Annotated in this window: 11 protein-coding genes and 2 tRNA genes; 5 read left to right on the top strand and 8 right to left on the bottom strand. The window is 73.0% G+C overall.

What is annotated here, in order from left to right; all coding sequences use genetic code 11:
• Positions 1 to 254 precede the first annotated feature (254 nt).
• Positions 255 to 851: a DedA family protein gene (locus ACIBCA_RS28065; RefSeq protein ID WP_396285793.1), complete on the bottom strand. Its 597-nt coding sequence runs from the start codon at positions 849 to 851 to the stop codon at positions 255 to 257.
• A gap of 233 nt (positions 852 to 1,084) precedes the next feature.
• Here ACIBCA_RS28065 and ACIBCA_RS28060 point away from each other — a divergent pair, with 233 nt between their 5' ends.
• Complete coding sequence (locus tag ACIBCA_RS28060) at positions 1,085 to 2,197, top strand: LLM class flavin-dependent oxidoreductase (RefSeq protein ID WP_396285792.1); 1,113 nt, start codon at positions 1,085 to 1,087, stop codon at positions 2,195 to 2,197.
• A gap of 1 nt (position 2,198) precedes the next feature.
• Here ACIBCA_RS28060 and ACIBCA_RS28055 read toward each other — a convergent pair whose 3' ends face one another.
• Together ACIBCA_RS28055 and ACIBCA_RS28050 are read right to left on the bottom strand one after the other, a co-directional pair.
• Positions 2,199 to 4,199, bottom strand: a complete 2,001-nt coding sequence (locus ACIBCA_RS28055) for a putative bifunctional diguanylate cyclase/phosphodiesterase (RefSeq protein WP_396285791.1) — start codon at positions 4,197 to 4,199, stop codon at positions 2,199 to 2,201.
• Positions 4,200 to 4,699: 500 nt separating this feature from the next.
• Entirely contained in the window at positions 4,700 to 5,125 is a 426-nt protein-coding gene (locus ACIBCA_RS28050) for an OsmC family protein (RefSeq protein ID WP_396285790.1), read from the bottom strand.
• 224 nt (positions 5,126 to 5,349) lie between these two features.
• On the opposite strand from ACIBCA_RS28050, the gene ACIBCA_RS28045 reads away from it, so the two are divergent.
• Positions 5,350 to 5,685, top strand: coding sequence for a chorismate mutase (locus ACIBCA_RS28045; RefSeq protein WP_031069932.1), 336 nt, complete (start codon positions 5,350 to 5,352; stop codon positions 5,683 to 5,685).
• Between the two features lie 135 nt (positions 5,686 to 5,820).
• Positions 5,821 to 6,585 (top strand): signal peptidase I, encoded by a 765-nt coding sequence (gene lepB / locus ACIBCA_RS28040; protein WP_396285789.1) that lies wholly within the window; start codon positions 5,821 to 5,823, stop codon positions 6,583 to 6,585.
• On the opposite strand, the gene ACIBCA_RS28035 is transcribed toward lepB, so the two are convergent.
• From ACIBCA_RS28035 to ACIBCA_RS28020, 4 genes are all read right to left on the bottom strand, one after another.
• Positions 6,552 to 7,589 (bottom strand): EamA family transporter, encoded by a 1,038-nt coding sequence (locus tag ACIBCA_RS28035; protein ID WP_396285788.1) that lies wholly within the window; start codon positions 7,587 to 7,589, stop codon positions 6,552 to 6,554. The genes lepB and ACIBCA_RS28035 overlap by 34 nt on opposite strands.
• Positions 7,590 to 7,704: 115 nt before the next feature.
• Positions 7,705 to 10,029, bottom strand: coding sequence for a transglycosylase domain-containing protein (locus tag ACIBCA_RS28030; RefSeq protein WP_396285787.1), 2,325 nt, complete (start codon positions 10,027 to 10,029; stop codon positions 7,705 to 7,707).
• Between the two features lie 274 nt (positions 10,030 to 10,303).
• Positions 10,304 to 10,377 (bottom strand) — tRNA-Lys (locus ACIBCA_RS28025).
• A gap of 151 nt (positions 10,378 to 10,528) precedes the next feature.
• Positions 10,529 to 10,602: transfer RNA gene (locus tag ACIBCA_RS28020), tRNA-Lys, on the bottom strand.
• Positions 10,603 to 11,160: 558 nt separating this feature from the next.
• Here ACIBCA_RS28020 and ACIBCA_RS28015 point away from each other — a divergent pair.
• Positions 11,161 to 12,363 carry a low temperature requirement protein A gene (locus ACIBCA_RS28015; protein ID WP_396285786.1) on the top strand — a complete coding sequence of 401 codons (1,203 nt, stop codon included), beginning with the start codon at positions 11,161 to 11,163 and terminating at the stop codon, positions 12,361 to 12,363.
• Between the two features lie 8 nt (positions 12,364 to 12,371).
• Here the strand turns inward: ACIBCA_RS28015 and ACIBCA_RS28010 are convergent, their stop codons facing one another.
• A complete protein-coding gene (locus ACIBCA_RS28010) occupies positions 12,372 to 13,355 on the bottom strand; it encodes a LysR family transcriptional regulator (protein ID WP_396285785.1) in 984 nt (327 codons plus the stop codon).
• A gap of 301 nt (positions 13,356 to 13,656) precedes the next feature.
• Here ACIBCA_RS28010 and snpA point away from each other — a divergent pair, with 301 nt between their 5' ends.
• Positions 13,657 to 14,316 (top strand): snapalysin, encoded by a 660-nt coding sequence (gene snpA, locus ACIBCA_RS28005; protein WP_396285784.1) that lies wholly within the window; start codon positions 13,657 to 13,659, stop codon positions 14,314 to 14,316.
• Positions 14,317 to 14,454 lie beyond the last annotated feature (138 nt).

Raw genomic sequence — 14,454 nt, 5'->3', positions numbered from 1 at the left:
CGCCGTAAGCATGTCATGCGGCCGCAGTCGCGACCAAGGCCACTGGACCCCGACAACAGTCACCACGCACGGTGGGCCGGCCCGGCTGCGGGAACCGGCGCTCTGTTGCGGTCCTGTGACGCTTCGCTCGCCGGGCCGTCAGGGCAGTACCGTACCGCCGGTCGGGACGAATCGGTCAGAGTTCGTCAGCGCCCGGTGTCCTCCGTCGCCCTTCCGGGCAGCGCGGTTGCCCGGACGGGGCACGTGGGCAGTCGTCAGAGCGCGGCCAGGCGCCGGTTGCGGCGCACCACGCGCGCGATCGCCGTGCTGACGGCCGTGGCCGCCGCGCAGGACACGGCCAGGCTCAGCCAGGCCGTGTTGAACCAGTGGCTGTTCAGCCAGCCCAGCGTCACGATGTACGCGGCCCAGACCAGCGCCGCCAGCGCCGACCAGTGCAGGAACCGGTGATGGTGATGGGGCCCGTGGCCGATCGCCACGTCCAGCACCGTCCGCCCCGCCGGGACGAACCGCGCGATCACCACCATCGCCGCGGCCGCGCCGTGCGGCCGGTCGACCAGCGCCTGCTGCACCCGCGCCACGCTGGCCGCCAGCTTCGGCCGCCGGGCGAGCCGGCGCTGCAGGACGGGAGCCCCTCTTCGGGCCAGGTGGAGCAGCAGCACGTCGCCGAGGAACGAGGCCACCGCCACGCCGAGGCCGAGCATGATCGGGGCGCCCTCGACCTGGGCGGTCTTGAGCACCGCCAGGATGACCAGCGTCCCGCTGGGGATGAACGGGAGCAGGGCGTCCCCGAGGACCGCGCAGATCGCCAGGGCGCAGATCCACGAGGAACCGATCGCCGTCAGAAAGTCCAAGGCCCGTCCCTCCTTCTCGTCGCCCTCGTCACCCGGGGAGCGGATGGCTCCATGCTCAACGCTAGCGCTTCGACTTTTCATGGCATGAAGCACCCCGGAACCAGAGGCCCCCGGGAACACTCCGGGAACGGGAACACTTCGGGAACAGGGGGCCCGCCCCCGTGGTTGACCCCCGTCGGCGAACACGGGCCGGCGCCAGGCCGCCCCGAGGAGAGCCGAAGGGACGGACGGGCATGACCACCGAGGACCAGCAGGACCAGCAGGACCAGCAGGGGCAGCGGACCGCGCCGGAGCCCGGAGCGGCGATCAGAGGCACCGCCCGGGGGAGCGCCCCCGCTCCGCTCTCCATCCTGGACCTCGCCACCGTCGGGGTCGGCCACACCCCCTCCGAGGCCCTGGCCGCCACCACCGAGCTGGCCCGCAGGGCCGAGGGCTGGGGCTTCCACCGCTTCTGGGTGGCCGAGCACCACGGCATGCCGGGCGTGGCCAGCTCCAACCCGGCCGTCCTGCTCGCCCACCTCGGCGCGAACACCAGCACCATCCGGCTCGGCTCCGGCGGCGTCATGCTGCCCAACCACGCCCCGCTGACCATCGCCGAACAGTTCGGCCTGCTGGAGGCCCTCCACCCCGGCCGGATCGACCTCGGCCTCGGCCGCGCCCCCGGCACCGACCAGGCCACCGCCCGCGCCCTGCGCCGCGGCCTCGGCGGCGAGGGCGCGGACGACTTCCCGCAGCAGCTCGCCGAACTGACCCACTTCCTCGACGGCGACTTCCCCGACGGCCACCCGTACGCCCGGCTCACCGCCGTCCCCCGAAGCGAGGACCGCCCGCCGGTCTGGCTGCTCGGCTCCTCCGGCTTCAGCGCCCAGCTCGCCGGACGCCTGGGCCTGCCCTTCGCCTTCGCCCACCACTTCAGCGCCGCCAACACCCTGCCCGCGCTGGACCTCTACCGCTCCTCCTTCCGCCCCTCCGCGGTGCTCTCCGAGCCGTACGCGCTGATCGGCGTGACGGCCGTCGCGGCCGGGGACGAGGCCGAGGCCCGCCGCCTCGCCCGCTCCGCCGCCCTCGGCATGCTCCGGCTGCGCCGCGGCACCCCCGGCCCGATCCCGACCCCGCAGGAGGCCGAGGAGTACCCGTACAGCCCGGTGGAGGCGGACTTCGTCGACCACTGGTTCGAGAACGTGGTGCTGGGCTCGCCCGGCGAGGTCGCGGACGGCCTGGAGGCCCTGCGCAAGCGGACCGGGGTGGACGAGCTGATGGTCACCTCGCACATCCACGGCCACGAGGCCCGGCTGCGCTCCTACGGCCTGATCGCCGAGGCGTACGGGCTGACGACCGGGGGCTGAGCTAGCCCGCCGTCGGGGCGGGCCGGGCCTCGCGGAGTATGGCCGCGACCCGTTCCGCCTCGCCGGGGCGGGCGAAGTACCAGCCCTGGGCGGTGTCGCAGCCGGTCAGCCGCAGGCGTTCGGCCTGGGCGGCGCTCTCGATGCCCTCGGCGGTGACGGTCAGCCCGAGGGTGTGCGCCAGCTGCACCATCGCACCGACGATCTGCTCGTCCGCGTCGCTGCGGCGGGCGCCGTGCCGGGGCGGGTCGGTCAGGGGCGGGTCGGTCAGGGGCGCCGGGGCCGGGTCGCGGAAGCCCTTGATGAAGGTGCCGTCGAGCTTGAGCACGTGCACCGGCAGCCGGGAGAGGTAGGCCAGGTTGGAGTAGCCGGTGCCGAAGTCGTCGATGGCGATCCGCACGCCCATGTCGGCGAGCGCCTGGAGGGCCTGGGAGGGGCGCCCGCCGGGGCCGAGCAGAGCGCTCTCGGTGATCTCCAGCTGGAGCAGCCGGGCCGGCAGGCCCGTGGTCTCCAGCGCCCGGGCGACGTCGGCGACCACGTCGGAGTCCCAGATCTGCCGGGCCGCCAGGTTGACGCTCACGAAGGTCTCGGTGTCGGGGAACTCGCTGAGCCACTGCCGCGCCTGGCGGCAGGACTCCTCCAGCACCCACTTCCCGAGCGGCACGATCGCGCCGGACTCCTCGGCGAGCGGGATGAAGCGGTCGGGGGAGAGCGTCCCGTAGCGGGGGTGGCGCCAGCGGACCAGGGCCTCAGCGCCGTGCACGGTGCCGTCCGCGAGGCCGACCAGCGGCTGGTACTCGATGGTGAACTCGCCGCGCTCCAGGGCCGGGCGCAGCGCGGTGGCCAGGCGCTGGCGGGTGAGCTGGTGGGCGCCTCGGTCGGGGTCGTAGAGGGTCCAGCGGGCGCGGCCGTCGGCCTTGGACCAGTAGAGGGTGGCGTCGGCGTCCTTGACCAGGTCGGTCGGGGTGGTCTCGTGGACGGAGCGTTCGACGACGCCGACGCTGGCGGTGATCACCAGCCGGTGCCCGGCGACGTCGAAGGGACGTTCCAGCGCCTCCAGGATGCGGGCGGCGAGCCCGGTCAGCTGCTCGCTGCCCGCGCTGTCGGGGACCAGGACGGCGAACTCGTCGCCGCCCATCCGGGCGACGAGGTGGGAGCCGGGATGCGGGTGCGAGTCGGTGAGGCCGTGCCGGAGCCGGGTGGCGACGGCGATCAGCAGCTGGTCGCCGATGTGGTGGCCGAGGGTCTCGTTGATCGCGGCGAAGCCGTCGAGGTCGAGGTAGCAGACGCCGACGCGGCGCCCGTCCGGCTGGGTGGGGGAGGGGCCCTCGACGGTGAGGCAGGCGGCGTCGAGGCGCTCGAAGAAGAAGGTGCGGTTGGGCAGCCGGGTGAGCGGGTCGTGCAGGGCCTGGTACTCCAGGCGGTCGCCGAGGCGGCGCTGCTCGGTGATGTCCTCGACCAGGGCGAGGGTGTAGAGCGGCTCGCCGGCGCCGTCGCGGATCAGGGAGACGGTGACCTTGCTCCACACCGCGTGGCCGGCGCGGTGCTTGAGCTGCTTCTCCACGCGGAACCGTTCCCGCCCGCCGTGGACGAGTTCGGAGAAGAGCCGGTTCGGCAGGCCCTCCGGGTCGATGATCTCGTGGAGGTGGGTGCCGACGAGGTTGGCGACGCCGCGGCCGATCAGGGCGGCGAGGGCCGGGTTGACCTCGATGATGCGGTCGTCGGGGCCGATCAGGGCCATGCCGATGCCGGCGTTGCAGAAGGCGGTGCGGAACCGGTCGTCGCCCGTCGGGTCGGCTTCCGCGGGGCCGGGGCCGCTCAGCGGGGAGGAGCAGGTGGGGCAGAACCGCTGCTCGGGGCCGTCCAGGGTGCCGCAGGCCGTGCCCGAGGGGTGGACGGCGGCGGCGGGCGCCGGGACCGGCGCGCCGGGGTGGCGGTGGTGTGGCGACTCCTCGTGCCGCACGACCGGGTGGTGTGCGTCGGCCCCCTCGTTCTGGCCCGGCACGGCATGCTCCCGTCCGCTGCTGACGCTTGACGCTGGTCAGTCCGACCGGACGGAGACCCCGGCGGCCGGCTCCGCACTCTGTCGCGGTCCTCGCGGACGGTCCGGTGCGGGGCGCCCGTCGTGGGGCGCTGTTCGCGCGCAGAGCCGCGTGAAGAACAGGGCGCTGCGGCCGATCATAGGCCGCGACGGCAACGCGCGGTGACCGCCGCCAGGGTGATTCGCCTGCCTTGTGATCATGTGTCCCGATACGTGCGGACGCCCCCGGTGCACATCACATGACGTGCGCCGGGGGCGTGTGCGCCGAATCCGCGCCCCTGGGGCGCCGGTCGTGCGCCGGAACGAGCCGAAGCGGTCACCGTTTGCGCCCCGAACGGCCCGATTCGGCCAAGGATCTGACGCCGTGGAATCAAAACCGATCAGGAACGGTCGGGAGCGGACTCGTGGCGGTGTGCGCCACCTCCGTCCCGGGGTCTCTGGCCCGACGGGTCAGGCCCGGCGCGTCAGGCCAGGGAGGCCGACAGTGTGATGGTCGTGCCGGTCAGGGCCTGGCTCACCGGGCAGTTGGCCTTGGCGTCCTCGGCGGCCTTCACGAAGGAAGCCTCGTCGAGTCCGGGCACCCGGCCGACGACGGTCAGGTGGATGCCGGTGATGCCGGTGCCGGGCTGGAAGGTCACGTCGGCCTTGGTGTCGAGCTTGGTGGGCGGGTTGCCGGCCTTGGCCAGGCCGTTGGAGAGGGCCATCGAGAAGCAGGCGGAGTGCGCGGCGGCGATGAGCTCCTCCGGGCTGGTCTTGCCGTTCGGCTGCTCGGCGCGGGCCGGCCAGGAGACGGGGTACTCGCCGATGCCGGACGAGTCGAAGGTGACCAGCCCGTTGCCGTGGAGCAGGTCGCCTTCCCATTCGGTGTGCGCGGTGCGGGTGGTTGCCACGATCGGTGCCTCCATCACTGAGGGACTGCAGTCGTCACGTCCTGTCATGCACGGCCCAGCCTACGGGCAGCCGCCGCCCGGCGGGCGGTCCGAAGCCGTGTCCGGATCGTGGGACGGATCCGGTGACGCGGAGGCCCGGTCCGGGCACCCTGTTAGATTGGCGCCGGCCCGAGCCCGGCCGCCGTACGGTCGGGCGCCCACACCAGACACCGGGAGCCACCCCGATGACGGACCACTCCACGACCCCCGCCACCGGCACGTCCGGGGGGATCGACGACGAGGTGCGGGCGGAGCTGACCAGCCTGCGCGAGAGCATCGACAACATCGACGCCGCGGTGGTCCACATGCTCGCCGAGCGCTTCAAGGCGACCCAGCGGGTGGGCCGGCTCAAGGCCGAGCACAAGCTGCCGGCGGCCGACCCGAGCCGCGAGCGGGACCAGATCAAGCGGCTGCGGGAGCTGGCGGCCGGGGCGAAGCTGGACCCGGTCTTCGCCGAGAAGTTCCTGAACTTCATCATCGCCGAGGTGATCAGGCACCACGAGGCCATCGCCCGCGCCTGAGCCCCCGCCGGGGTACGGACCCGGGCCCGGAGTGTCGGGCCCGTAGTGTCGGGCCCGGGTAAATGCCCGATTTCGTGACGCTCCACGGTTGGCGTAGGTTGCAGTCTTCCCCGGCCGGAGAGTGGAGCAGCGACGATGGCGGTGAACCTGCCCGGGACGACCGGCGAGTCCGAGTCCGAGACCACCGCCCCCGGCGGGCGCGCGCAGGCGCGCCGCCGAGGCCGCGCCGGTGACCGCAAGGCCCGCCGGGCGGCGCGCAAGCCGCGTCCGTGGTGGATCGAGCTGCCGGTGATGGTGGTGGTCGGCCTGGCGGTCGCGCTGCTGATCAAGACCTGCCTGTTCCAGGTGTTCACCATCCCGTCCGGCTCGATGGAGAACACCCTGCGCGTGGGCGACCGGGTGGGCGTGAACAAGCTGGCCCCGCTGACCGGCTGGGAGCCGGAGCCGGGGCAGCCGGTGGTGTTCAAGGACCCGGGCGGCTGGCTGCCGCCGCAGCCGGCCGACTCCAACCCCGTCACGGGGGCCGCGACCTCGGTGCTGAGCTTCGTCGGGCTCGTGCCGCCGAAGGACGACAACTACCTGGTCAAGCGGGTCATCGCGACCGGCGGCCACACCGTGGAGTGCAAGGGCACCACGCTGGCGGTGGACGGGAAGAAGGTCGACGAGCCGTACCTGCACCCCGGGGACGACTCCTGCGCGGGCCTGGACTTCGGCCCGGTGACGGTGCCCGCCGGGTACGTCTGGGTCGAGGGCGACCACCGCAGCGACTCGGCCGACTCCCGCTACCACCGGCAGGGCCCGGGCGGCGGGGCCGTGCCGGTGGACAACGTGGTCGGACCGGTGTCAGCGGTCGTGTGGCCGCTCGGTCACTTCGACTGGTTCGGCTGGGTCGGTCGCTGACCGCCTCGGTCGGCGGTGACCTTCTCCCTCGGGGCCTGAGGCCCCTTCGACGGCACGGCCTCGGCCGGGGCCGCCTTGCTCGCCTGCGCGGCGAAGGCGCCGGCCAGGACCAGCAGGCCGCCGGCGATCTGCGGCGCGCCCAGGTGCTCGCCGAGCAGGACCCAGGCCAGGACGGTGGCGACCACCGCCTCCAGGTTGGCGACCACGCCCGCGACCGGCGGTGAGAGGTGGCCCACCGAGGTCACACCGGTCAGGTAGGCGAGCACGGTGGCGATCAGCACCATCCAGGCGGCCGGGATCAGCGCGGGCAGGCTGTGCCCGTTCATCACCACCGAGCCGCCGAGCACTCCCCAGTCGGCCTGCCAGGGCCGGGTGAACACGGTGAGCAGCACGGCGCCGACGAGCAGCCCGAAGGCGCTGACGGCCAGCGGGTCGACGGGCCGCTCGCCGCGGGCGCCGGCGTCGGCGAGCACGAAGTAGCCGACCTGGCAGCAGGCCGCGCCGAGGGCGAAGAGCACGCCGACGGCGTCGAAGCTCAGGCCGTTCCACACCTCGACCACGCAGGCCAGGCCCGTGACGGCGACGCCCGCGCCGATGGCCGCGCCCCGGCTGATGGGCTTGCGCTGCACGAACTTCACGTAGCCGATGAGCAGCGGCGGCCCGAGGTACTCGATGAGCAGGGCGACGCCGACCGGGATGCGGGAGATCGCCGCGAAGTAGCAGGCCTGGACGCCGGCCACCGCCAGTAGGCCGAAGCCGAGGAGCAGGCCCGGGCGGCGCAGGACGGCGTCCCGGTGCTTGTAGGCGATGGGCAGCAGTGCCACGGCGGCGCCGGTGACCCGCAGCCACACCACGTGCAGGGGGGAGAGTCCGGCCTCGATCAGGGGTTTGGCGGCGGTTCCGGAGCCTCCGAAGGCGAAGGCGGAGACCAGCGCGAGGCCGAGGCCGAGGGAGCGGCCGGAGGGGCGGGCGGGTGAGGCGGTTGAGGCGGTTGAGCTGTGCACCGACGCATTCTGACAGTCATACCGGCATATCGGTAAGGTGCCATTCCGTCATTCGGTCCTGCCTCGAACGCTCCGCAGTGGAGTGCTCACACCCGCCCGAACCCGCCCGCCGGGCTTACCCGCTTGCCCCGGCGCCCGAGTCCGCCCCGCCCGCCGCCCCGCCCGTGGCCGGGCTGGTCGGCTGCGTCGTCGGCTGGCTGGTCGGCGGGGTGGTCGGGGTCGGCCGGGGAGTGGGGCGGTTGGTCGGCCGGGCCGTCGGCTGGGTGGTGGGCTGAGCGGTCGGCTCGGTGGTCGGCCTGCCGCCGGAGCCGCCCGAGGTGGAGCCGTCGCCGGGGGTGGTGCCGCCGGTCGCCCCGCCGGGGGTGCCGGTGGAGGGGCTCGCGCTCGGGGTGGACGGGGTGGTCGGGGCGTCGGTGGGGCCCGCGTCCGCGGCGCCGTCGGCCGGGGTCGCGAAGTCGCTCACGGGCTGGCCCTTGAGCGCCGCCTTCATGTAGCCCGTCCAGATCTGCGCCGGGAACTGGCCGCCCGCCGCGCCGTCGATGCCGCCGACGCCGCTGAGCGAGACCTGGGCGCCGGTGGCCGGGTCCTGGCCGAACAGGGCGACGGAGGTGACCAGCTCGGGGGTGTAGCCGACGAACCAGACGGACTTCTGCTCGTCGGTGGTGCCGGTCTTGCCCGCCACCGGGCGGCCCAGCGCCTTCGCCCGCCAGCCGGTGCCGCCCGGGTCGCTCACCACGCCCTGGAGCATCGAGGTGACCTGGTTCGCGGTGTCCGCGCTGATCGCCTGGGTGGTCTTGTGCGCGGGCAGCGGCACGGCCTCGCCCTCGCGGTCCACGGCGGCGACCAGCCACGGGGTGATCTGCTTGCCGCCGTTGTCCAGCGTGGCGTACACGCCGGCCATGTCCAGCACGCTCGGGGTGGCCGTGCCCAGCGGGATCGAGGGGATGGCGTCCAGGCTCGGGGTGTTGGAGGGCAGGCCCAGCGCGATGCCGGTGTCCTTCACCTTCTGCAGCCCGGCGTCCTGCGCGAGCTGGGTGAAGGCCGAGTTGACCGACCAGTCGGTGGCCTGCTGGAGGCTGATCTGGCCGTAGCTCTTGTCGCCCTCGTTGGGCGCCGCGTACGGGGTGCCCTTGGCGCCGCGGACCTTGCGGCCGCTGGTGCCGTCGTAGATCGTCCGCGGGGTGATCGTGCGGCCGTCCTGGGTCCGGGCGTTGTTCTCGAAGGCCGCGGCCAGGGCGATCGGCTTGAAGGTCGAGCCGGCCTGGTAGTCACGCCTGGTCGCGTTGTCGACGTAGTGCTTGACGTAGTCGACGCCGCCGTACAGGGCGACGACCGCGCCGGTCCTCGGGTCGACGGAGACGGCGCCGGCCTGGGCGGCGGCGTCCTTCTTGCGCTTGTCCGGGTTCAGGTTGTCGTGCAGCTGCGCCTGGACGGAGTCCTGGAGGGCCTGCTGGCGGTTCGGGTCGATGCTCAGCTTGACGGTGTAGCCGCCCTTGGCGAGCTCGGTCTCGTTGATGATCCCGTTCGCGGTGAGGTACTGGGTGGCCGCGTCGACCAGGTAGCCGGCCTGGCCGGAGAGGCCGGGGTTGGGCTGCGGGTCCTTGACCTCGGGGAACACGGTCTTCGCGCGCTCGTCGGCCGGGAGCCAGTTCTCCTTGACCATGCCGTCCATCACGTAGTTCCAGCGGTTGACGGCGTTCTGCTTGCCCGCCGGGGTGGCGGTGGCGACGTCGTAGGCGCTGGGGGCGTTCAGGAGGGTGGCCAGGTAGGCGCCCTGGGCGGCGTTGAGGGCGGAGGCGTCGACGCCGAAGTACGCCTGGGAGGCGGCCTGGATGCCGTAGGCGCCGCGGCCGTAGTAGGAGGTGTTCAGGTAGCCGGCGAGGATCTCGTCCTTGCTCTCGGTGGCGTCCACCTTGATGGCGATGAACAGCTCCTTCACCTTGCGGGTGACGGACTGCTTCTGGTTCAGGTACGTGTTCTTCACGTACTGCTGGGTGATCGTGGAACCACCCTGCGTGCCCTCGCCCTTGGCGGTGTTGAGGGCCGCGCGGGCCAGGCCCTGGACGTTGATCGCGCCCTCGTTGTAGAAGTTGCGGTCCTCGGCGGCCAGGGCGGCGTGCTGGGCGGCGGGGGAGACCTTGTCCAGGCTCACGTTCTGCCGGTTGGTCTGGCCGGTGCGGGTGATCACCGAGCCGTCCGAGTAGAGCCAGGTGTTGCTCTGCGCGACGGCGGTGGCGTGCGCGTCCGGGACCTTCACCAGGGCGATGCCCAGGGCGAACAGCCCGACGCCGAGCAGGATCGCCGAGGCGAAGCCGAGCAGGGTCATCCGCCAGGTGGGGATCAGCCGGCGCCAGCCGGTGCGCTTGGGCCTCTTGCCGCCCGCTCCGCCTGTTCCGCCCGCGGTCGGGCGCCTGAGGCGCTTGATCGGCCTGAGTTTCATCAACGGCGTGCTCGACGGCGTGCGAGGGCCGCTCTGGGCGTTTCGGGACAAAGCGCGGCCTTTCCTGCGGGCGGACCTGGCCGGCCTGCACGGGCGGGGGGAGGGACGGTTGGGGACCTTTGTCCCGGTTCCGGTGTACTGCCCAGGACGTCCGAAAGGGGCCGGTCGACTCCGTCGAAAGGGGAATCGAGACCGACATCACACACAAATCGGACGTCGAAGGGCAAAAAATCAGGGAGCCTCTCGCTGATGCGAGAGGCTCCCCAAGTGTCTGTGCGCCGCCAGGGACTCGAACCCCGGACCCGCTGATTAAGAGTCAGCTGCTCTAACCAACTGAGCTAGCGGCGCCTGCTGACCCGGAGAACAATACACGCTCCGCGGGGGTGCTTCGAATCGCCGCCCGTCCGGACTGTCCGGACTGTCCGGAGCGGAGCGGTGTGGAGCGGTGTGGAAACGACGGAAGGCCCCTCGCTCTCGCGAAGGGCCTTCCGGCTGTCTGTGCGCCGCCAGGGACTCGAACCCCGGACCCGCTGATTAAGAGTCAGCTGCTCTAACCAACTGAGCTAGCGGCGCCTGCTGACATCGGAGACTTTACATGCCCTCCGACCGATCCGCCGAATCGTATTCGGACGGGCACGCGGAGTGAGGAGCTGGCGAGCAGCGCGGTGATCACGAGGCCGACGGGGCGGGCGCGGGGAGGCCGGTTCCGCCGCCCCCGTCGCCGTGCCACCGGCCTTGACCTTCCGCGTTGCCCGCAGGCCGCCCGTCTCGTGGGGCCCCGCAGGGCCCGCGTCCGCTTCCAACCGGGGACGAATCTAGCGGGGTGTCCGGGTCGGTCGCCGCGCAGCGCGCGGGGCGCGCCAGGAAACCCTCCGTGCTGTCACCCACTTCGCGCACGGGGGCGTCAACTACGGCTGACGGCAAGGGAGAAAAGGGATATTCGTGACCATCTGTGTCTGGAATGACCGGAATTGACCGAGCTCGGTTCGGCGCGCACCGGCACAGCGCGCCGGTGCGTGCGCCGGGCCCGCGCCGCTGCCAGGATGCGCGGGACGGCACGCCCGCACCCCCGCCCGTATGTCCCGCCCGCACCCCGCCCGCACCCCACCGCACCCCCGTGGAGCAGCACCGATGGCCAGCGACCCCGCCGCAGGAGCACCCCGCCCGCACCCCGTCGACCCGCGCCCGGTGCGCCGGATGGTCCCGCGCGACCGCCACGAGCCGCACCGGGTGGCGACCCCGCTGGAACTGTTCTTCGACCTCTGCTTCGTGGTCGCGGTCGGCCAGGCCGGGCGCGAGCTGGCCCACTCCCTGGCGGCCGGGCACTACGGGGAGGGCCTGCGCGGATTCGTGCTGGCGTTCTTCGCGATCTGGTGGGCCTGGATGAACTTCACCTGGTTCGCCTCCGCGTACGACGTCGACGACGTCCCGTACCGGGTCACCACGCTGGTGCAGATCGCCGGGGTGCTGATCCTGGCCGCCGGGGTGCCGAGGCTGTTCACCGCCCAGGACCTCGTGCTCGCGATCACCGGGTACGTGGTGATGCGCCTGGCGATGGTCACCCAGTGGCTGCGCGCGGCGACCGGGGAGCAGGGCGAGGCGCGCCGGGTCGCGCTGCGGTACGCGGCGGGGATCACCCTGTGCCAGGCCGGCTGGGTGGTGATGCTGGTGCTGCCCGACGCCGCCAGGCCGTACGTCATCCCGCTCGGGGTCGTGTGCGAGCTGGCCGTGCCGGTGCTCGCCGAGCTGCGGATGCAGACCTCCTGGCACCCGCACCACATCGCCGAGCGGTACGGGCTGTTCACGCTGATCGTCCTCGGCGAGACGGTGGCCGCGGCGACGGTGGCGGTGCAGTCGGCGGTGGACGAGCACGAGGAGCTGGGCCGGCTGGTGCCGGTGGCCGTCGGCGGGCTGCTGATCTGCTTCGCCGCCTGGTGGATCTACTTCGCGCGGTCCGTCCACACGCACCTGCGCTCCAACCGGCAGGCGTTCGCCTGGGGTTACGGCCACTACGTGGTGTTCGCCTCGGCGGCGGCGATCGGCACCGGGCTGGAGGTGGCGGTGGAGTCGGCCGTGCACAAGGCGGAGATCTCCGAGACGGCCGCCGCCGCGACCGTCACCGTGCCCACCGCGGTCTACCTGTTCACGGTCTGGTTCCTGCACTCCCGGCACACCAAGCGCGGGGCGCTCGCCCAGTCGATCGCGCCCGCCGGGGCCGTCCTGGTGCTGGCCTGTACGGCGCTGGGCACCTCGGGGGTGCTCGCGGCCGGGCTGGTCTGCGCGCTGATGATCGCGGTGGGCGTCACGGTGCACAGCCGGGAGGAGAGGGCCTAGGCCGGCCCTCAGGCGGGCTGCGCCCGTTCCAGCAGCACCGGTTCGTGCCGCGCCAGCCAGGCCAGGTAGGCCGGGTTGACCTTGGCCAGGTCCAGGTAGGCGGCGCGCAGGTCCCCGTACAGCGCGTCCAGGGCGGGCGGGCTGAGGACACGGGGCCGCCAGGTGAACAGCAGCCGCACGGCCAGCGGGTCCCCGAAGACGGGGCGCACGACGGTGCCGGGGCCGGGCAGGGAGGTGGGCTGGCAGGGGCGGACGGCCTCGCCGGAGGCGACCAGCTCGGCGGCGGTGGCGTTGTCCCGCACCTGGACGACGCGGGGGTTGAGGCCCGCCTCGCTGAAGACCCGGCGCATCGCCGCGTACTCGTGGTCGGCGGTCGGGTCCACCATCCAGGTGTCCTCGGCGAGGTCGGCGAGGTGGACCACCGGACGCCCGGCGGCCGGGTGCCCGGCGGAGAGCGCGACGAACTGCGGCTCGCGGGCCATCAGTACGCGGTGCTCGGCGTCCGGCGGCACCCGTAGTGGGAAGCCCTCGCTCTCGTACACGAAGGCCACGTCCAGCTGGTCGGCGGCGACCATCCGCACCAGCGCGCTGGCGGAGATGTCCACGTGGATGGTGGTGTCGGTGTCCGGCAGCCGGTCGTGCACCCGGCGCAGCCAGGCCGCGACCGCGCGACTGCCGACGCTGCCGATGCGCAGCCGGCGCTGGCGCCCGGGACCGGTGACCTCCCGGGCCTCCTGGCGGGCGGCGGCCACCAGGGCCGCCATCTCGGCGATCACCGGGCGGGCCCGGGAGAGCACGGAGTGGCCGAGCGCGGTGGGGCGGCTTCCGGTCTGCTCGCGGGTGAACAGCGTTCCGCCGATGGCCCGTTCGATGCGGTGCAGCTGGGTGGTGAGGGAGGGCTGGGTCATGCCGAGCTGGAGCGCGGCCTTGCGGAGGCTGCCGGTGTCGGCGATCGCGCACAGCACCCGGAGGTGTCTCACGTCGAGCTCCACGCCCGGAGCATAAACGCCGAACGCCTGTCTCGCCAAGGACATGACAGCCAATCAATCGCAGCGCGATTCGGCGCGCGGATTCCGGTACGCGGATTCAGGTACGCGGCGGATTCCCACCGGTATGCGGTCGCACTATCGCGGATTGGCATCATCCGCTCCGGGCCCCCACGGGTCGAAGCTCTGGGGCAACGAACCGTCCCGGCCGACTGCCGGGGCGGCCCCCACCGCGCGTCGCCACCGTGGCCCGGCCCCCAACCGGCCACGGCCGGCAGGCGCGCCGCGAACTACGGAGCCCCCAGGAATGAAGCGATCCGTGCTGTCCGCAACCCTCGGCCTGGCCCTCGCCACCGGCCTCGTCGCCCTGCCGGTCGTGGCCGCCTCCGCCGCGCCCGCCGTCCACGCCGCCCAGGGCGTGAGCGGCTACACCGCGCAGGCGAACTCCCGTACGACGTACGCCGGTTCGGCCGCCGAGGCGGCGAACAACGAGGCGTTCTTCAAGGCCGTGATGGCCTCCGCCAAGGCCCGGCAGGCCGCCAACCCGTGGCTGCAGACCGTCACCGTCACCTACGACACCTCCAACGCGCCCTCCTTCAGCAGCCAGATCTCCAACGCCGCGCAGATCTGGAACAGCTCGGTGAGCAACGTCCAGCTCCAGCAGTCCAGCGGGCAGGGCGACTTCTCGTACTACGAGGGCGACGACAGCCGCGGCTCGTACGCCAGCACGGACGGCCACGGACACGGGTACGTCTTCCTGGACTACTCGCAGAACCAGCAGTACGACTCGCTGCGCGTCACCGCGCACGAGACCGGCCACGTGCTGGGCCTGCCGGACCACTACGAGGGCCCGTGCAGCGAGCTGATGTCCGGCGGCGGCCCCGGCCCGTCCTGCACCAACCCGTACCCGGACGGCAACGAGCGCAGCCAGGTCGACGGCCTGTGGGCCAACGGCGTGGACAACTAAGGCTCCGGCAGAGGGAAGTGGGCGCGCGGCGGGCCGGCCGGCCGGAAACGGTCGGCCCGCCGCTCGGTTACTTCCCCGCCGGGGAGCCTAGCCGCCGCCCGAACGGAATGCCAGGGGCATGGTCGGGTCAAGGCTGAT

This window comes from Kitasatospora sp. NPDC051170 (assembly GCF_044455705.1).
Taxonomy (GTDB): Bacteria; Actinomycetota; Actinomycetes; order Streptomycetales; family Streptomycetaceae; genus Kitasatospora.
The sequence above is the reverse complement of the archived record's forward strand: the minus strand, read 5'-3'. Positions and strand labels throughout refer to the sequence as shown.